The 18,306-nt window shown below is 72.7% G+C and carries 13 protein-coding genes; 2 read left to right on the forward strand and 11 right to left on the reverse strand.

Annotated features, from left to right (window positions below; genetic code table 11):
- From KUM03_RS23075 to KUM03_RS23095, 5 genes are all read right to left on the reverse strand, one after another.
- The coding region (locus KUM03_RS23075) for a ThuA domain-containing protein (protein ID WP_217251188.1) at positions 1 to 1,398 on the reverse strand (1,398 nt) is incomplete at its 3' end.
- Between the two features lie 16 nt (positions 1,399 to 1,414).
- The gene (locus KUM03_RS23080) at positions 1,415 to 4,282 is read right to left on the reverse strand and encodes a PQQ-dependent sugar dehydrogenase (protein ID WP_217251189.1); all 2,868 of its coding nucleotides are present in this window, start codon (positions 4,280 to 4,282) and stop codon (positions 1,415 to 1,417) included.
- A 308-nt stretch (positions 4,283 to 4,590) separates the two neighbouring features.
- Positions 4,591 to 4,929, reverse strand: coding sequence for a hypothetical protein (locus KUM03_RS23085; protein WP_217251190.1), 339 nt, complete (start codon positions 4,927 to 4,929; stop codon positions 4,591 to 4,593).
- 98 nt (positions 4,930 to 5,027) lie between these two features.
- Positions 5,028 to 5,711: a class F sortase gene (locus KUM03_RS23090; RefSeq protein ID WP_308406391.1), complete on the reverse strand. Its 684-nt coding sequence runs from the start codon at positions 5,709 to 5,711 to the stop codon at positions 5,028 to 5,030.
- 12 nt (positions 5,712 to 5,723) lie between these two features.
- A complete protein-coding gene (locus KUM03_RS23095) occupies positions 5,724 to 6,500 on the reverse strand; it encodes a hypothetical protein (RefSeq protein WP_217251191.1) in 777 nt (258 codons plus the stop codon).
- Between the two features lie 278 nt (positions 6,501 to 6,778).
- On the opposite strand from KUM03_RS23095, the gene sigK reads away from it, so the two are divergent.
- Positions 6,779 to 7,387 carry an ECF RNA polymerase sigma factor SigK gene (sigK, locus tag KUM03_RS23100; protein WP_217251192.1) on the forward strand — a complete coding sequence of 203 codons (609 nt, stop codon included), beginning with the start codon at positions 6,779 to 6,781 and terminating at the stop codon, positions 7,385 to 7,387.
- The gene (locus tag KUM03_RS23105) at positions 7,384 to 8,130 is read left to right on the forward strand and encodes an anti-sigma factor domain-containing protein (protein ID WP_217251193.1); all 747 of its coding nucleotides are present in this window, start codon (positions 7,384 to 7,386) and stop codon (positions 8,128 to 8,130) included. The genes sigK and KUM03_RS23105 overlap by 4 nt, the downstream gene beginning before the upstream one ends.
- 36 nt (positions 8,131 to 8,166) lie before the next feature.
- Here KUM03_RS23105 and sbnA read toward each other — a convergent pair whose 3' ends face one another.
- The 6 genes from sbnA to KUM03_RS23130 form a co-directional block, all read right to left on the reverse strand.
- Positions 8,167 to 9,156, reverse strand: a complete 990-nt coding sequence (gene sbnA / locus KUM03_RS23110; RefSeq protein ID WP_217251194.1) for a 2,3-diaminopropionate biosynthesis protein SbnA — start codon at positions 9,154 to 9,156, stop codon at positions 8,167 to 8,169.
- A gap of 45 nt (positions 9,157 to 9,201) precedes the next feature.
- Positions 9,202 to 10,269, reverse strand: coding sequence for a 2,3-diaminopropionate biosynthesis protein SbnB (gene sbnB, locus KUM03_RS23115; RefSeq protein ID WP_217251195.1), 1,068 nt, complete (start codon positions 10,267 to 10,269; stop codon positions 9,202 to 9,204).
- The gene (locus tag KUM03_RS23120; protein WP_217251196.1) at positions 10,266 to 11,315 is read right to left on the reverse strand and encodes a TauD/TfdA family dioxygenase; all 1,050 of its coding nucleotides are present in this window, start codon (positions 11,313 to 11,315) and stop codon (positions 10,266 to 10,268) included. Before KUM03_RS23120 ends, sbnB begins: the two co-directional genes overlap by 4 nt.
- A 24-nt stretch (positions 11,316 to 11,339) precedes the next feature.
- The gene (locus KUM03_RS23125) at positions 11,340 to 13,832 is read right to left on the reverse strand and encodes an amino acid adenylation domain-containing protein (RefSeq protein ID WP_254399721.1); all 2,493 of its coding nucleotides are present in this window, start codon (positions 13,830 to 13,832) and stop codon (positions 11,340 to 11,342) included.
- Positions 13,832 to 16,339: a Pls/PosA family non-ribosomal peptide synthetase gene (locus KUM03_RS38520; RefSeq protein ID WP_254399722.1), complete on the reverse strand. Its 2,508-nt coding sequence runs from the start codon at positions 16,337 to 16,339 to the stop codon at positions 13,832 to 13,834. The genes KUM03_RS23125 and KUM03_RS38520 overlap by 1 nt, the downstream gene beginning before the upstream one ends.
- A gap of 173 nt (positions 16,340 to 16,512) precedes the next feature.
- Entirely contained in the window at positions 16,513 to 18,108 is a 1,596-nt protein-coding gene (locus KUM03_RS23130) for a sulfite oxidase (RefSeq protein ID WP_217251198.1), read from the reverse strand.
- Between the last annotated feature and the right edge of the window lie 198 nt (positions 18,109 to 18,306).

Raw genomic sequence — 18,306 nt, forward strand, 5'->3', positions numbered from 1 at the left:
GCCCGTCACGGGGCCGGTCCGGGGATCGGGCCCCGGCGTACCGGCGTGCTTGACGCGGATGTCGCGGAAGGCCACCTCGTCGCCGTCGCCGTGGTTCTGGAGGCCGATGTGTCCCTGCCGCAGACTCCGCGCCGGATCGGTGTTGGTGAAGTCGTTGATCCGCACGCCGTTGAGGAAGACCTCCAGCCGCTCCCCGGTGACCCGGATCTCGTACGTGTTCCACTCCCCCGGCGGGTTCAGCGCGGCATCGCGTGCGGCGACGTCCGCCGACTGGAAGCCGTAGACGGCGCCCGTGGTGCGGTCGGCCGCGTCCGTGGCGTCGATCTGGATCTCGTAGCCGTTGTCCACCGCCGACCAGGGGTCGGAGGAGGCCGGGAAGCCCACGAAGACGCCGGAGTTGTCGTCCCCGGCCGCCTTCCAGTCCAGCTTCAGGGAGTAGTCCCCCGTGAACTCCTCGGCGGCGTACCAGAGCATGCCCAGTCCGCCGTGCGAGGTGAGGGTGCCGTCGGCGAGGGTGAACCCGCCGGGTCCGGCCTGCTGCCAGCCGGCTGTGCCGGAGCCGTCGAAGAGGGAGGTGTAGCCGCTCTCGGGGCGGCAGTCGGCGTTGGTCATGCCGGCCGCCCAGCGGATGCCGCCGAGGAGGTGCCGGCGGAAGGCGGCGTCGGCGTAGGACTCGTCGGTGTGGCCGCCGCCGGTGTAGAAGGCCCGGCCGCCCTCGTAGTCCTTGCACCAGGCGATCGGGTGGTCGCCGTTCATGTTGCCGCCCGTGTAGCTGGACTCGTCGAGCGAGGCCAGGACGTGGGCGGTGGTGCGCGGGTTGGTGCGGTAGTTGTACCACTCGTCGGTCCGCTGCCAGGTGCCGCCGAGGTGCGCGGTGGCGTCGTGCGCCCGGTCCTCGACCTCTACGGTGGCGGATTGAATGGCGGGGTGGGAGTGGAAGAGGGCGCCCGCCAGCCCTTCGTAGAAGGGCCAGTCGTACTCTGTGTCGGCGGCGGCGTGTATGCCGACGTATCCGCCGCCGGCGTTGACGTAACTCTCGAACGCCGTCTGCTGGGCGTCGCCCAGCACGTCGCCCGTCGTCGACAGGAAGACGACCGCCTCGTACTGGGCGAGGTTCGCGGTGGTGAAGGCCCCCGGGTCCTCGGTGGCGTCCACGGTGAAGTTGTTCGCCGTGCCGAGATCCCGCAGGGCCGCGATGCCGTCGTCGATCGAGGAGTGGCGGAAACCGGCGGTCCGGGAGAAGACGAGCACTTCGTACGGGGGGTCGGCCGCGGCCTGGACGGCGGTGCGGGCGGTGGCGGCGTCGGGGGTGACGCCGGGCAGGGCGGTGGCCTGGGGCGCCGCGCACAGTACGGCGCCGGCGAGCAGTGCCAGGGCTGCTTTCAGATGGTTGCGCATGGAGGTCGCCTCCTCGCTACGGCAGGGTCCACTTCTGGTTGGGTCCGGTGTGGCAGGTCCACAGGTGGACCGGCGTCCCGTCGTTCCACGTACCGCCCGACGCATCCAGGCACTTGCCCGACTGCGGATTGCGCACCGTACCGTCCGACTGCGCCGCCCACTTCTGCGCACCCGTCCCGTTGCACGTCCACAACTGGATCCGCGTACCGTCCGCGCTGCCGCCGCCGGACACGTCCAGGCACTTCCCCAGCGCCTTCAGTGTCCCGTCACCGCCGACCGTCCACTCCTGCGCGGACGACTGGTTGCACGACCAGACCTGCACCTCCGTACCGTCCGCCGTACCCGCGTTGTCCACGTCCAGGCACTTGCCGTTCACCCCCCGCACCGGGCCGGTCCGCGCACCGTTTTCACCGGTGGTGAAGGAGAACTCGTCCACGTCGAAGAGGGAGCCGGGGCCGCCCTTGAAGACGAGGTGGAGCGTCGTGGAGCCGGCCGGCTGGTTGCTCAGGACGGCCGTCACGTCCTGGAAGGTCTCCCAGCCCCCGGTCACCGGTACCGTCGCGGTGCCGAGCAGGGTGCCGGTCGGGGAGCCGGCGCGCACCTCGATGGTCCCGCCGGTGCCGGCCGAGGAGACCCGGGCGGTGAAGGCGGTGGCGTTGTCGAGGGCGTACGGCTGGAAGGAGATCCAGTCGCCGTTCTCGATGTGGCCGACGGTCCTGCCGCCGTGCGCGGGCGTGTGGTTGACGACCTGGACGCCCGAGGAGTCGCCGTAGTGCTCGGCCTGGCGGTGGCTGGGCTGGGTGATGTGCTGGTCGTGGGTGGTGAGGGCGGGCTGGCCGTTCGCGCCGTTGTCGGTGTACTCGGCGTCGATGACGCCGAAGATGTTGGCGTTCGGGTCGTGTTCGCCGTCCGCCAGGGTTTGCAGGGTGCCGGTGCAGCCGGTGGCGGAGGTCTGCGGGTGGCCGTGGCTGTCGTGGCCGATGATGAAAGTGACCTTCACCTTGGCGCAGTCGACGGTGCCGTCCTCGGGATCGGTCACCGTCACCTTGAAGGGGATGGCGGCGCCGAAGTCGTAGACGCGTCCGTCGGTGGGCAGGTCGATGCGCACGCTGGGCGCGGTGTTGCCGACGGTGATGTGGACGGAGGCCGTGGCGGACTTGCCCGTGGTGTCGGTGACCTTCAGCGTGGCCGTGTACTGGCCGTTGGCGGTGTAGGTGTGGGTGGGGTTCGCCGCGGTGGAGGTGGCGCCGTCGCCGAAGTCCCAGGTGTGGGTGAGGGCGTCGCCGTCCGCGTCGGAGCTGCCGGCGGAGGAGAAGGCAACCGTCAGCGGTGCGGTGCCGGAGGTGGTGTCGGCCCCGGCCTGGGCGACCGGGGCGTGGCCGCCGGTGATGTGCTCGATGCGGTAGAGGGCGGAGTTGGCGTCGCCGTTGAAGTAGCCGGTGCCGTAGTCGAGGACGTAGAGGGCACCGTCCGGGCCGAAGGCCATGTCCATCACCTGGGTCCCGCTCCAGGGGAAGGCGTTGATGGACTGCACGGTTCCGTCGCCGCCGGCCTCGATGCGCTTGATCCAGCGGCGGCCGAACTCACCGGCGAAGAAGTCGCCGTCGTACTCCTCGGGGAACTTCACGTCGGAGGTGGAGTCCGGGTCGTAGCGGTAGACGGGTCCACCCATGGGTGACTCGGAGCCGCCCCCGAACTCCGGCACGGAGCCGCCGTCGTAGGGGATCCAGGCGGGCTGGGCGGGCGGCAGGTCGGTGAGGCCGGTGTTGCGCGGCGAGGTGTTCTTCGGGGCGGCGCAGTCGAAGGCGGCGCCCGAGCCGCCGGTGGCGAAGTCGTGGTCGACGTAGGCGTCGTTGTCGCCGGTGCAGTATGGCCAGCCGAAGTTGCCGGCCTCGGTGACGCGGTTGAACTCGACCTGTCCGGCGGGGCCCCGGGAGGCGTTGGCGGTGCCCGCGTCCGGGCCGTAGTCGCCCACGTAGACGGTGCCCGTGGCCTTGTCGACGCTCATCCGGAACGGGTTGCGGAAGCCCATGGCGTAGATCTCGGGCCGGGTCCTGGCGGTGCCGGGCGGGAAGAGGTTGCCGGACGGGACGGAGTACGAGCCGTCGGCGTTCACCTTGATGCGCAGGATCTTGCCGCGCAGGTCGTTGGTGTTGCCGGACGAACGCTGGGCGTCGTAGGCGGGATTGCGCGAGGCGCGTTCGTCGATGGGGGTGTAGCCGTCCGAGGCGAAGGGGTTGGTGTCGTCGCCCGTCGACAGGTAGAGGTTGCCCGCCGCGTCGAAGTCGATGTCGCCGCCGACGTGGCAGCACAGGCCGCGGGAGGCGGGCACGTCGAGGATCTTCTTCTCGCTGCTCGCGTCCAGGGTGCCGTCGGTGCGCAGCACGAAGCGGGAGAGCCGGTTGACGCCGTCGAAGGGGGCGAAGTCGGACGCCGGGCCGTCCGCGGGTGCGTCTCCGGCCGGTGTGTCGAGCTTGGGCGCGTAGTAGAGGTAGACGAAGCGGTTGGTGGCGAAGCCCGGGTCCACGGCGACGCCTTGCAGGCCCTCCTCGTCGTGGCTGTAGACGTCGAGCCTGCCGGCCACAGCGGTGTTCCCCGCCGAGTCGGTCAGCCGGAGCGTGCCGTCGCGCGAGGTGTGCAGCACCGAACGGTCCGGCAGGACCGCCAGGGTCATGGGTTCGCCGGTCTCGGCCACGCCCTTGGCGAGGGTGACCTGTTGGAACTCCTCGGCGGCCACGGCGACGCCGGCGGCACCGGTCCCGTCGCCGCCCGGGGCCGCCGGGGCGGCGGCGGCCGGGCTCATGGGCAGCACCAGGCCGATGGCACACACCAGGGCCGGCAGCAGGGAGCGGACACGTCTGTGTCCGAGCGGTCTCGTGCGCACAGGGTTCTCCCGGGAAGTGTGGGGTGGCGGCAGGCGTGCGTGGCCTGCCGTGAGGGAGTACGGGCGCGCGCCGTCGCGCCGTCGAACGCCGGTCGGGAGACGCTCATGACCGGTTCATTTCAAGGAAGTTAGCGGGCTTGGTCCGAACCTGTAACCCATTCCGCACAAGATCTCGAATCTTTTTCCCGCCACGGGACAAAGTGGCCGGTGCATCGAGTGAGTGCGCGCGGTCACCGCGCCGCGCGCACGGGAGCGCCGGGGGCCGGACATCGCTGCCCGGCCCCCGGCGGTTCATGACGGAGGGCGCGCTAGTGGCGGCAGTCCCAGTGTCCCTTCTCCCAGACGTGGTCCCAGTGCCCGTGCGCGTAGGCCCACTTGTAGGACCATTCATGGCCCCACTTGCCGTGGTCCCAGGTCTTGTGCTGGTACCACTTCTTCTCCCAGTGGCCCTTCACCCACTTCTTCTCCCAGTGGCCCTTCTTCCACTCGCAGCGGTCGTGGTGGTCACCGGTGGCCACGGTGGTCGCCGACGTGGGCGCGGGGGCGGCGTTCGCCGTACCCGCCATGCCCAGCGTGGCGCCACCGGCGAGCAGCCCGGTCGCCGCGAAGCCGACGACGGCCCGGCGGATGCCGAGGGATGACGCCATCCGGATCACCTCCTTCACAGACGGTGTCGAACGCGTCCTTGCACAAGCCATTCGAAGCCGTCGGCGGCGCGGATGAGCGGAAGGGCGAGACCCTGGGCCTACTCCGCCCGGGTGAGCGTCGCGTAGACGACGATGTTGTCGGCATACCGGCGTTCGGCGGCGGAGTAGTCGCCCGCGCAGGTGATCAGCCGCAGGCCGGCGTGGTCCAGGTTCCGGTAGACCTCGACGGTGGGGAAGGCGTCCTTCGGGTACTGCTCGACCCGGTCCACGGTGAAGGTGGCCGTGCGGCCGTCCTCCCGGTCGACGGTGACGGTGTCGCCGGGGACGAGTTCGCCCAGGCGGTAGAAGACCGAGCGGTCGCCGTCCCAGGTGACGTGCCCGGCGATGACGGCGGGGCCGCGCTCGCCCGGTGCCGGTCCCGGCGTGTACCAGCCGGCCAGGTCGGGATCGCGCGGCGTCTGCATCGCGCCGTCGTCGTCGAGGCCGAGGTCCTCCAGTGCGGAGGAGACGCCGATGGCCGGGACGGTCACCCTGGTCGGCGCGGATCTGGACAGGGCGGTGGCCGGCCGGCCGTGACCGGCCTCGTGCCGGTGCTCCGGTGACGGGGAGGCGGTCGAGGCGCCGGCCTCCGGCCCGGCCGGTGCGGTCACCGACGGGGCCGGAGGTGCCGTACGGGGCTCCGCGCCGCGCCACAGGCCCGCGGCCAGGAGGGCGACGGAGAGCACCGCGAACGCCGCGACCACGACGAGCGGCAGGCGCCGCCAGGTCGGTCCGCGGTTCACGGGGCGGCCCGGTCAGCGCTCACCGGCACGCCGGCGCACGACCACCGCTCCCACCGCGGCCGCCATCAGGCCGGCTCCGCCGAGAGCCATCATCTGTCCGGCGTCGTCGCCCCCGGTGGCCGCGGTGCCGGTCTCGACCCCGCCCTCGGGCATCTCACCGATGGAGGCTCCGTGCACCATGCCGCAGCTGGCCGGCGCGGTCGCCTCCAGCGGGAGCTTCGGGTCGAGCTCGCTCTTGCCGGCGTCCATGTCGTAGGTGCCGTTGTCGTTGACGTCGATGCCGTGCTGCACGATGTGCAGGTTCTTGAAGTGGTCGGCGACGTCCTGAGAGACGGTGAGGGTGCGCTCGTAGGACAGCTTGCCGTCCTTGTCGGCGGTGGGCATCCGGTCGACCGCGAGGCCGCTGTCCTTGGAGGTGTCCCCGCTGGTCGTCAGCGAGATGTTGATGTCGCCGTAGGCGGGCAGCCCTTCCACGGTGGAGACGATGCCGTCGCCGTCCTTGTCGGCGCCGGCGTCGGGACAGTGGAAGTCCATGCCCTTGGTCGAGCCGTGGATGTGCTGGGCGTGCGGTGCTCCGGGGGTCAGGCCCTCGGCCTGGATCTTCACCGTGAGCTTCGTGCCTTCCAGGCTGACCATCGCGGTGCCGCTCGCGCCCGAGTCGTTCAGCTGCTTCAGGTCGATCTGGTACGCCTGGCCGTCGGCGGCCAGTGCGGGTGCCGCGGCCGAGAAGGCCACGGCTGCGGGCAGTGCGGTGAGCGCGGCTATCCGTGCGAGGCGTCGGTTCCTCACGCGATCACTTCCTTCTCACGGCCCACCCGGAGGTGGACGGCTGGGGCGGCGCCCGGCCGGGAGGCCGGGCAGCCGCTTGGTACGGGGAATCCGGAGCGCCCGGGCCGCCGGATTGGTCGAAGGAAGACGCGAACGGCGCGCACCCTCCGGGGCCTCGGCTACGAACAGTCAGTAAGGCCTGTCCCCCACACTCGCCCACCGGTCTCACGCGGACGGCTCCTGACCGCGTGCGCTCCACGCGCGGAGGGACCAGTGTCGAGCAGAGCTGAGGAGCGACGATGGAGCATGGCGAAGCGGACACGCGCAGCGGCGCGCGAACCCGCCCGGGGCGGTCCTCCGGCGATGCCCGGGTGGACGAGTTGCTCACCCGTGCCGCCGGCGGCGACGAGCAGGCGTTCGCCGGGGTCTACGACGCCCTGGCCTCACCGGTGATGGGGCTGGCCTGCCGGGTGCTGCGGGACGAGGCGCAGGCGGAGGAGGTGACCCAGGACGTGATGGTGGAGGTGTGGCGCACCGCCGACCGCTTCCGCCCGGAGCGCGGCGCCGCGCGGAACTGGGTGCTCACCCTGGCGCACCGCCGGGCCGTGGACCGGGTGCGGTCCGTCACCGCGGGCCGGGCGCGCGAGCTGCGCACCGGGGCACGGGACCAGGACCGGCCCTTCGACACGGTCGCCGAGGAGGTCGAGGAGCGCGAGGAGCACCGTGTGGTCTTCCGCTGCCTGGCCGAGCTGTCCGAACAGTTGCGGCTGCCCCTGGTGCTGGCCTACTACGAGGGACTGACGTACGCGGAAGTGGCCGATTCGCTGGCCGCTCCGGCGGGCACCATCAAGTCGCGGATGCGTCAGGGGCTGCGGCGCCTGCGCGAGTGTCTGGAGACGGGATCATGAGAACCGGCGACGACGCGCATCTCGATGTCGGTGCCTACGCGCTGCACGCTCTCCCGCCCGACGAGGAGGCCGCCTTCGAGAACCACCTGGCGAGCTGCGCGGAGTGCCGGCGCGAGGCCGACGAACTGACGAGGACGGCGAGCATGCTGGGCGCAGGCGAGGCCCGTCAGCCGTCCCCGGAGCTGCGCCGGCGGGTGCTGGGCCAGATCTCCACCGTCCGTCAGGAGCGCTCCCAGGGTGCCCCGGCCGGGGCACGTCCCCGGCGGCGGCAGCGGATTCTCGGGTTCGCGCTGGCCGCTTCCGTGGCGGCCGCGGCGGCGCTCGGCGGTGTCGCCTGGTGGCAGCACACGGAGGCCGACAGCGCCCGGGAGGAGGCCGCCGATCTGCACACCGGCGCCAGGGCGCTCGCCGACGTGCTGGCCGCTCCGGACGCCACGATCAGCACCGCGGAACTGCCGCACGGTGCGACGGCGAGCGTGGTCGCCTCGCGCGCCCAGGGCCAGGCCGCATTCATCGCGTCCGGCCTGCAGCCGCTCACCGACGACCAGGTGTACGAGCTGTGGTACGCCGAGTCGGGAGAGTTCCGGCCGGCCGGACTGCTGTCCGGGGCGGGCGGCCGTCAGGCGCACGTCCTCGACGGGCCGCTCGAAGGGGCGACCGCCGTCGGCATCACCGTCGAGCCCGCCGGCGGTTCCGAGCAGCCCACGACCGACCCCCTCAGCGTCATCCCCGTCCCCGCGTGACGGCGGGGACGGGGACGGGGACGGGGCCGACGCACGCTACGGCGCCGACACGCCGCGGCCGGGCGGTGCCTGCGGCGCGAGCGCGTCGTCGCCGTAGACGCCCTGCACCCAGTTGGTCTGGTAGACGGTGTCGAGATAGCGCTCGCCGAGGTCCGGGGCGATGGCCACGGGAGTGAGCCCCCGCCCGCCGTGCCGGGACAGCCAGCTCATCGCGCCGCTGACCACCGTGCCGGTGGACCCGCCGAAGAGGAACCCGCGCCTCGCCAGGCTGCGGCAGGTGCGGACGGTGTCGGCCTCCTCCACGCGCACCGCCTCGTCCACGTACGCCTCGTCGAGGAGCGGCGGCCGGACGCTCATGCCCAGGCCCGGGATCATCCGGCGGCCCGGCGGGTCGCCGAAGATGGCGGAGCCGACGCTGTCCACCGCGACGATCCGCACCGGGCGGTGCCAGGTGCGGAACCAGCGGGCGCAGCCCATCAGCGTGCCCGTGGTGCCGACACCGACGAACAGCACGTCCAGCTGCGGGAACCAGCGGGCGATGGCCGGAGCCGTCCGGAAGTAATGGGCCTTCCAGTTGTCGGGGTTGGTGTACTGACTCAGCCAGACGTGGCGGTCGTCCGACGCGCACAGCGCGCGCACGTACGCCAGCCGGGCACCGAGCAGGCCACCGGCGGCGCCCTCGTCGGACACGACGTGGACCTGGCTGCCCAGGGCCTCCATCATCAGCCGCGTGGTGAGGTTGCAGCGGGAGTCGGTCACGCAGACGAACCGGTAGCCCTTGCTCGCCGCGATCATGCTCAGGGCGACCCCGAGGTTGCCGGAGGAGGACTCCACCAGGACCGAGTCCCGTTTCAGGGTCCCGCTCCGCTCGGCGGACTCCACCATCTCGGTCGCGGCCTTCAGTTTGATCGAACCGGCGAAGTTGAAGCCCTCGCACTTGAGGAAGAGCCGGTGCCCGGACATCGGCGCGAGGTCGACGTACAGGTCCTCCTCGTTGAAGGCCTGGGGGACGGATATGACTGGCACGATGGTCTCCTCGCGTGGGACCGGATGGTGGACGGCGGGCCGTCCTCAGCCGTGGCGCCGCAGTTCGTGGAAGAAGTCGTCGATGACGTGCAGTTCGCCCGAGCCGGCCACCTCGTCGTAGACGAACTTGCCGACGGCCAGGTCGAGCACGCCCAGACCGAACGGGGAGAAGACCACCGGCCGGTCGGCCGGCACCGTCACCCGGCGGGCCGTCACGTCGTCGAGTGTGCCGAGCAGGAAGTCCCGGCCGCCGGTGAGGCGTTCGGTGAGGTGCGGTGAGGTGTCGGCGCGCAGGCAGTGGTCGATGTCGTCGACGACGTTGGTGGCGGACAGCAGCACCTCGGGCGCGAGGTCGCGCAGGGACACGTGCAGGACCACCGGGTTGTGGTGGAACCATGCCGGGTCGTCGATGTGCGGCCGGTCGGCGACCGTGGCGAAGACGATCAGGTCGCTGTTGCGGATCAGTTCCTCGGCGCCGTGGTGCACGGTGACGCGGCCGACGGCCCCGGACTGCTCCAGGTACGTCCGGAAGCCGGCCGCGCTGTCGGCGGACACGTCGTGCACGCCGATGGCGTCGAACGACCAGCCGGTGCCTTCGAGATAGGTGTGGATGTAACGGGCGATCAGGCCCGCCCCGACGAAGCCCAGCCGGGTGGGGCGCGGTCGCCCCCTGCTGAGCCGGTCGGCGGCCGCCGCGGCGGACGCGGCGGTCCTGGCGGCGCTGATGATCGAGCTCTCCATGCAGGCGAAGGGGTAGCCCGTGTCGTGGTCGTTGAGAACCAGCACGGCCGACGCCCTGGGGATGTCCGACGCGACGTTGGCGGGGAAGCTGGAGATCCACTTCAGGCCGTCCACGTGGTTCTCGCCGCCCAGGGAGGCGGGCAGCGCGATGATCCGTGCCGTCGGCCGGTCGTGGAAGCGAAGGAAGGAGGACGGCGGGTTGACCGAGCGGCCCGCGCCGTGCAGGCGGTAGGTCTCCTCGACCACCTCCGTCACGGTCTTCTCGCGGCCTTCGAGGACCTTCTTGACCTGGGCGCCGGGGATGACGGCGAAGGGCGGCACGGTCGCGGCACCGGCCGCGGGTGTGGCTGTGGTGGGGTGTACGGGGGTCATGCCGCTGTCCTCCCGGTTCGCGGGGCGGAGTGTTCGGGGTGTGCGGAGTGCGGGTGCACGGGGTTGCCCATCGCCACCAGCACCTCGCGCGGCCCCTCGTAGGCCTCCCGGCTGTGTGCGGTGCGGATGTTGTCGACGACCATCAGGTCTCCGGCGGACCAGGGCCGGCGCACGGTGTGTGCCGCGTAGGCCCCGTTGATCTGCTCCACGACGTCCTCGGGCACCGGATCGCCGTTGCCGTAGCGGGTGTTGAAGGGCAGGCCGTCGGGGCCGTACTCCTCGACCAGGAACTCCCGTACCTCCGGGGCCATGGTCCACTCGTTGAGGAAGGCGATCTGGTTGAACCAGCAGCGCCGGCCGGAGACCGGGTGGCGGACCACGGCGGGGCGGTGCTGCCGGGTGCGCAGTGAGCCGTCCGGCTGCCAGGACCAGTCGATGGCGTGGGCGCGGCAGTACGCCTCTACGGCGCCCCGGTCCTCGGTGCCGAACGACTGGGTCAGTGTGGCGCCGATCTCGTCGTGGTAAGTGCGGGTGAGCAGCCAGCCCTCCCGCTCGAAGCGGCTCGTCGGTTCGGCGGGCAGCGACCGCAGTACGGCGGCCGAGTCGGCCAGGGCGGTGGCGCCGCCCCGGGTGGGCGGCCGGAGGCAGGCGAACAGCAGCAGGCCGGGGCACTCGGTCGCGTAACTCAGCTCGTGGTGCATGCACATGGGCTGGTTCGGCGGCCACACCGACGACGAGTAGACGCCCTCCCCGTGGACGTCGCGGGCGGCGAACGCCTCCCGTTCGGTCGCGGGACGGTCGGCCAGGTGGTCGAGGACCGCCGCGACGTCGGCCGGGGCACGCAGCGCGAGGCCGCGGACCGTGAGTGCGCCGTGCTCGGCGACGAGGTCGAGCAGCGTCTCGCGGTGCTCGTCCGCCCAGGCGGCCGGGTCGGGGGTGCCGGGCGCGTCGACGACGGCTGGGCCCGCGTCCGGTGGTGCGGTGGTCCCGAAGGGCGGAGCCGGTGTGGCGGGTGCCGGGTGCTTGCGGAACAGTGCGGACAGCATGGGTACTCCTCGGAGGGTGCTTCTTCAGGGCCCGGCCCGGAACGCGGTGGCGCCCGTGCCCGTTCGGGTGTCGAGCAGGCGGGCCAGGTCGGCGAGGGTCGGGTGGCCGGTGAGGTCACGCAGGGACACGACCCGGTCCAGGCGGACCGCGAGCCGTACGGCCGACAGGGAGGTGCCGCCCAGGGCGAAGAAGTCGTCGTCCCGGCCGATCCGTTCGCGCGGTACGCCCAGGACCGTCGCCCATGCCGCGGCGAGCCGCTGTTCGGTCGGCGTCCGCGGGGGCCGGTGTCCGTCCTGGGCGTCGTCGCGCGCGGCGAGCGACTCGGCGAGCGCGGCCAGCGCCTTCTTGTCGGTCTTGCCGTTGGCCGTGTGCGGCAGGCTCTCCAGTCGGTGGAAGGAGGCCGGGACCATGTACTCGGGCAGCAGCTCGCCGACCCCCTCCCGCAGCCGGCCGGCGGTCAGGGCCGGGCCGCCCGTGCAGAACGCGGTCAGTTGCCGGCCGCGGCCCTCCGGGCCGGTCACCACGACCGCGCCGTCGCGGACGCCGTCGACCCGCAGCAGCGCGTTCTCGACCTCGCCGATCTCGATGCGGAACCCGCGGATCTTGACCTGCGCGTCCTCGCGGCCGAGGAACTCCAGTTTTCCGTCCGGCAGCCAGCGGCCGAAGTCGCCGCCCCGGTAGAGCCGTTGGCCGGGACAGTGCGGGTCGTCGCGGTAGGCGAGCCGGGTGCGCTCGGGGTCGTTGACGTAGCCGCGGCCGACGCAGACGCCGGAGAAGACGATGTGGCCGGGGGCGCCGAGCGGGACGGGGACGAGGTTGTCGTCGACGACGTGGACGCGTGCGTTCCGTACCGGGCGGCCGAGCGGTATCCGGTCGCCGGCGGGCATGGTGTCCATCACCTCGTGGTTGGTGTCGTCGGACGTCTCGGTCAGTCCGTAGGCGTTGACCAGCCGGACGCCGGGCCCGCCGCTGAACCAGCGTTGGACGAGTTCGGTCCTGAGGGCCTCCCCGGTGACCGACACGCACCGCAGGTCGGGCAGGTCGCGCGGGGTGCGTTCGAGCGCGGTCAGGAGGACGTCGAGGTAGGAGGGCACGAGTTGCAGGACGTTGACGCGGCCCTCGGTGATCGTGTCGAGGAACCGGTCGGCGTCGAGGATCGCGTCCTGCTCGACCAGGAGGGTCCGTCCGCCGGTCAGGAGTCCGGCCAGCAGTTGCCACAGGGAGATGTCGAAGCACTGCGACGCCGTCTGCGCCACCACCGTGCCCTCGCCGATGCCCAGGTCTTCGATCTTGGCGTGGAGGTGGTTGAGCAGTCCGGCGTGCTCGCACATCGCGCCCTTGGGCTCCCCGGTGGAGCCGGACGTGAAGAACACGTAGGCGAGCCGGTCCGCCGGTATGTCCAGGCCGAGTCGGGTGCCGTCGGCGGGCCGTTCGGTGAGCTCGGGGACGAGCAGCTTGCGGGTGCCGGGCAGGGAGGCGAGGGCCCGGTCCAGGTGGGCGGAGCTGCCCGGTTCGGTGAGCACGAGGGCGCAGTCGGCACGGGTGAGCATGGCGGTCATGCGTCCGGGCGGGTAGTGCGGGTCGACGGGCAGGTAGGCGCCGCCCGCCTTGAGTACGGCGAGCACGGCGGCCGTCCAGTTCAGGTCGCGTCCGGTCACCACGGCGACCGTGTCCTCGGGGCGCAGGCCCCGCACCAGCAGGGCGCGGGCCAGCCGGTTGGCCCGTACGTCCAGCTCCCGGTAGGTCCACCGCCGGTCGCGGCGGACGGCCGCGACGGCGTCGGGGTGGCGGCGCACCCGCTCCTCGAACAGTTCGTGGACGCGGCGGTCCGGCAGCGCGCGGCGCGGGCCGGCGAGTCCGTCGAGCTGGAAGCGGATCTCCTCGGAGGACAGCAGACTGTGCCGGTCGTGCGGGGCGTCCGGGTCGGCGGCGATCCGTTCGAGTGCGGCCAGGTGGTAGCCGCCGATCCGGGCGGCGCAGGCGGCGTCCAGAACGTCGGTCCGGTACCGCAGGCGCAGGACGCGCCGGCCGCCGCGCTCCTGAGCCGTGACGGTGAGGACGGTGCCGTCCGCCAGGGTGACGGGCGCTCGCCCGCCCGGGTCGAAGACGACCTCGGGAGCCGGGTGCGCCGCGGCCCGCGTGGGCGGCGGCGCCTCCGTCTCCGCCCTCGTGGCCGCGGTCACCAGGTGGCGCCAGGAGCCGGGGGCGACCGTCAGCTCCCAGGGGAGCGGCCCGGCTCCGTTCGGCGCCGGCCGGCCGCCGCGGACGGCGGGGTCGCCGGAGAGTGCGGCGAGCACTTTCGCGTGGGCCGCCAGGAGGACGGCGGTGAGCGGCACGTCCAGTTCGCCCGCCCGCTGTCGCAGGTCCGCGCTCAGTCCGTCGGGGAGGACGACGGCGTGCTCCGCGGTGCCGGGCACGGGCGTGCGGGTCCAGCGCGGGACGGTCGTACGGCCTCCTCCCTCGGTCTCCGGGTTCTCGTCCACCGGGGTGTGTTCGCCGGTCACTGCCGTCGCCATCACAGCCCACCTCCGTCGCGGGTGTCGGTGTCGTCGGGTGCGGGGCGGGCCGGATTGCCCGCCCAGCGGGTGTGTGCGGGCACGGTTTCGCCCTTCATCAGGAAGACGTCCGCGGCCAGGACCGCCCCGTCGCCGACCGTCACGCCGTAGTGCACGAACGCGCCGACGCCGAGGGTGCAGCCGGCGCCGATCGCGCTGCGGTCCGACTTGAACGTGCCGTCCTCCTGCGAGTGGCACTGCACGGCGCTGCCCGTGTTGAGGGTGCAGCCGTCTCCGATGGCGACCATCGGCCGCTCGGTCAGGCTGCAGCCGTCGTCGAACACCCGGGCCCCGACGCGGACGCCGAGCAGCCGCCACAGGACGGGCTTGAACGGGGTGCCGTTGAGGGCCTGGATGTACGTCTCCGAGGGGACCTTCCAGTACCGCTCGCGGTGCCAGAAACGACGGTCGTAGATCGAGCAGAACAGCGGTCCCGGGGGGCGCAGGGCGGTGACGGCCCGCTCCACGGCGACGAAGTACAGGAGGGTGAACGGCAGCAGGACGGCGTTGGCCAGGGCGAGCACCATCGTGCCCCACTGCGGGTACAGGCTCGCGGCGCACGCGTAGAGCACGGTGACGCCGAAGAAGAGCAGCCATCCCGTGAACAGGTGGCAGGCCATCGTCACCGCGTTGTGCCGGTTCTTGGCCGCGAGGCGGCGGCGCAGCCCGTCCCCTTCCTTGAGTTCGTCGAAGGTGCTGTCCCGCAGCACCGACCGCGGGATCTCGAAGGAGGGGGAGCCCAGCAGTCCGACGTCGTGCCGGACGGGGCCGTCGACCGGGATCATCACCTTGGTCGCCAGGAGGCAGTTGTCGCCGGTCCGGCCGCCCGGTGGGCAGGCGATCCGGTTGCCCAGGAAGTTGTGCGCTCCCAGGGAGGTGCGCGACAGGCGGAAAGAGGTGCTGGAGTACTCGGCGTTCATCATCGAGAGGCCGTCCGCGACCATGGTGCCGGTGCCGATCACGCTCACCAGAGGGCTCTCGTGCTTGACTCGGGTGCCGAAGTTCGAGCCGGTCTGCTCCACCCGGGAGAGGTCGTACCCGATCCACCGCAGGTAGTGCACGATGCAGGTGCTGTCGCCGAACAGCCGGGTCAGGGAAGCCCGGTTGCTGATCAGGAGGGTCGCCCGGTGCAGGGCGTGGTGGAGGCCGTACAGCGGGTACGTCCGGCCCGGGACCACGCACCGGCCCAGCAGGCGCGGGACGGTTCCCGCGAGGGCGAGGGCGGCGAGCAGGCCGCCGAAGAAGGTCACGGCCGTGATCACCAGTACGTCGGCGTAGAGCACCCAGCCGGCCGGCGTCGCCCGTCCCCGGCTCAGCACCGTGGAACCTTCCAGGACCGGGGAGAGCAGCGCGTCCAGCAGGCCCACCGTCAGCGGTACGTAGGCCAGGACCGCGGTGAGCAGCAGCAGGGCTCCGTTGACCGCCCGCCGCAGGGTGCCGCAGCGGGCGGGCGCCACGGGCTGGAAGTCGGCGTCGGCGGGCTGGGCCGGTGACCCGTGCCAGTGCTCGCCGTCCGGGACCGTCTGCCCGGTGTGCAGCGAGGAGGCGTGGCCGAGCTGGGAGCCGTCGCCGAGACGGCAGCCGATGTCCAGTACCGTCGCCTCACTGACGACCGCGTTGCGGCCCAGGGTGACCGGCCCGGTCTCGACCACCCCGTCGTGGGCGTGGTAGCAGCTGATGAGCGAGTCCTTGCGGACGACGGTGCCCTCGCCGATCGTCAGCAGGTCGGTGCAGACGGGCACGCCGCGCGACAGGAACGTCACCCCTCGTCCGATGCGCGCACCCAGCGCCCTGAGGTAGAGCGGGTACAGGGGCGAACCGGCGAACAGTACGAGGGGACTCGACCGGATCAGCGCCTTGACCAGCCAGAAGCGGACGTAGGCGAGGCTCCAGACGCGGAACCGCCGTGGCGTCCACCGGCCGATCAGCAGCCACTTCGCGGCCACCGGCAGGGCGCAGAGGGCCACGAGCAGCACGGCGCCGAAGGCCGCGGACCGCAGGTAGGCGTCGAGCAGGCCGGCTCCGCCGGAGATCCAGTCGTAGCCCCGGGCGCCGACGAAGGCGAGGAGAAGGGCGTAGCCGAGGTAGCCCAGGAGTTGCAGGGCTCCGCAGAGCAGGTGGTGGGGGCGGCCGGTGGGCTCGGGCGCCCGTTGCCCGGGGCTGTGCGGGCGGGCGATCGCCACGGGGGCAGGAGCGGGCGGGGGCGTGTCCGCGAAGGCGGCGGTCAGGTCGCGGATGGTCGGATGCCGGTAGATGTCGCGCATCGACACCGACGGCAGGTCCGGCCGCTTCCTGACCCGGGCGCAGAAGTGCGCCATGATCAGGGAGTCCGCGCCCAGGTCGTGGAAGAAGTGGCTGTCGAGCGGCACCTCGTCCACGTGGGCGACATCCGCGAGCAACAGGGCGAGTGTCTCGCCCGTGTCGAGTGCGGGGCCGGTCTCCCTCACCGCTGACTGCTGAACCGTCATGAGAACCCCCTGGGCTGCTCCCGGTCGGGCGTCGTGCTCTCTTGCGGGGTATTCGTCGCCGGGGAGCGGGGGTATGAGCGGACTTCGGATTTACTCCGGGTTTTCTCGCCTGCTGAGCGACCGTCTCAGCGGGTGGCCGCCGGGAGGGCGGCCCGGTGGGGCAGGCCGGTGGGTCACTCCACCGTCACCACGACGGAGTGCCATCCGCTGGCGCCGTCGGGGACGGTGCGGGTGCGCTTCTCGGTCTGCACCTCGCCGGTGCGGTCGGTGGCCCGCACGGTGAGGGTGTGGCCGCCCTTCGTGGCCTGCCAGGCGTAGGACCACTGGCGCCAGGTGTCGCGGGTGTCCTCGGCCGCGAGGGTGGCCTCCTGCCAGGGGCCGTCGTCGACGCGGACCTCGACCTTGTCGATGCCGCGGTGCTGGGCCCAGGCGACGCCGGCCACCATCACCGCGCCCGCCTTGGGCCGTGCGAACGGCTTCGGGGTGTCGATCCGGGACTGGGTCTTGATCGGGGCCTCGCGGGCCCAGTCGCGCTTGACCCAGTAGGCGTCGTACGCGTCGAAGGTGGTCAGCTCGATGTCCTCGATCCACTTGCAGGCGGACACGTAGCCGTACAGGCCCGGGACCAGCATGCGGACCGGGAAGCCGTGGTCGAACGGCAGGGGTTCGCCGTTCATGCCGACGGCCAGCATCGCGTCGCGGCCGTCCATGACGTCCTCAACCGGGGTGCCGATGGTCATGCCGTCCACCGAGCGGGCGACCAGCTGGTCGGCGGGGCCGCCCTTCGACGGCGGCCGCACCCCGCACTCCTCGAGCAGGTCGGCGAGCCGGACGCCGATCCAGCGGGCGTTGCCCACGTACGGGCCGCCGACCTCGTTGGAGACGCAGGTGAGGGTGATGTCGCGCTCGATCAGTTCGCGGCGCAGCAGGTCGTCGAAGGTCAGGGTCTTCTCCCGGGCGACCCCGTCCCCGTGGACGCGCAGCCGCCAGGCGGTGGCGTCCACCTTGGGGACCACCAGGGCGGTGTCCACCCGGTAGAAGTCCGCGTTGGGCGTAATGAACGGGCTGACTCCGGCGACCCTGACCTGTGCACCCCGGGGCACCGCGGGCGCCCGTGAGGCGGGCGGGGGCAGGTCGATGTTCTTGCGGGAGGCCACGGCCTCCTGGCCGCCGGCGCCGTTCAGGGCCCGGCCCACTGCGCCCGCCCCGGCCGAGGCGGCGGCAGCGGCGGTCGCCGCGAGGACGAAACGGCGCCGGTCCCAGCCCTCGCCCGGCGCCTGCCCCCCGCCCCGGGGCGCCGCCGGGAGGCGGCCGACGAGGACGTACAGGAGCCCGGCGCCGGCGAGCGCCCCGACGACGGACGGGAGGGCGTCGGTGAGGCTCGTGGAGTCGGGACGGCCGACGGCCGCCGCCGCCCCGACGGCTCCGAACACCAGCACGCCCGCGGCCCCCGTACGCCGGTGGCGGGCGGCGAGGACGCCGAGGGCCACGGCGAACAGGGCCAGGACGGCGAGGATGCCGAGCTGGAGGACCAGCTTGTCGTTGGTGCCGAAGGTGCGGATCGCCCAGTCCTTCACGGCGGCCGGGGTCCGGTCGATGGCGGCACCGCCGACCGCGACGACCGGACCGGCCTGCGGACGCACCGCCGCCGCCACCAGTTCGGCGACGGCGAGCGCGGCACCTCCCGCCAGGAGTCCGCTCAGCGCCCCCAGCGAGAGCCGTGTGGTCGTCCGGGGGTTCTGCCGGGGTGCGTTCTCTTCGTCGCTCACGCCGGTAATCCGGGGCCGGGCACCGGGTGGATTGGTGCGGCGGCGCCCGTCCCGGGCGCGAGCGGCCTGCGCCCGTGCGCGGGTGCCGGCGGGTGCCGTGTTGTGCCGTCCAGGTACCCGCGGCACCCGATCCGGGTGCCGCCGGACCGGAACCGGCACGCGGCGCGGCCCCACACCCGCCCAGACACCGCGCCACCG

The sequence above is a fragment of the Streptomyces sp. AC602_WCS936 genome (assembly GCF_019049125.1).
Classification (GTDB): domain Bacteria; phylum Actinomycetota; class Actinomycetes; order Streptomycetales; family Streptomycetaceae; genus Streptomyces.

Bases quoted from the DNA above. Each gene is read 5' to 3' on its own strand.
- KUM03_RS23085 (WP_217251190.1), bottom strand. From the start codon at position 4,929: ATGGCGTCATCCCTCGGCATCCGCCGGGCCGTCGTCGGCTTCGCGGCG.
- sigK (WP_217251192.1), top strand. From the start codon at position 6,779: ATGGAGCATGGCGAAGCGGACACGCGCAGCGGCGCGCGAACCCGCCCG.
- KUM03_RS23105 (WP_217251193.1), top strand. From the start codon at position 7,384: ATGAGAACCGGCGACGACGCGCATCTCGATGTCGGTGCCTACGCGCTG.
- sbnB (WP_217251195.1), bottom strand. From the start codon at position 10,269: ATGACCCCCGTACACCCCACCACAGCCACACCCGCGGCCGGTGCCGCG.
- KUM03_RS23120 (WP_217251196.1), bottom strand. From the start codon at position 11,315: ATGCTGTCCGCACTGTTCCGCAAGCACCCGGCACCCGCCACACCGGCT.
- KUM03_RS23125 (WP_254399721.1), bottom strand. From the start codon at position 13,832: ATGGCGACGGCAGTGACCGGCGAACACACCCCGGTGGACGAGAACCCG.
- KUM03_RS38520 (WP_254399722.1), bottom strand. From the start codon at position 16,339: ATGACGGTTCAGCAGTCAGCGGTGAGGGAGACCGGCCCCGCACTCGAC.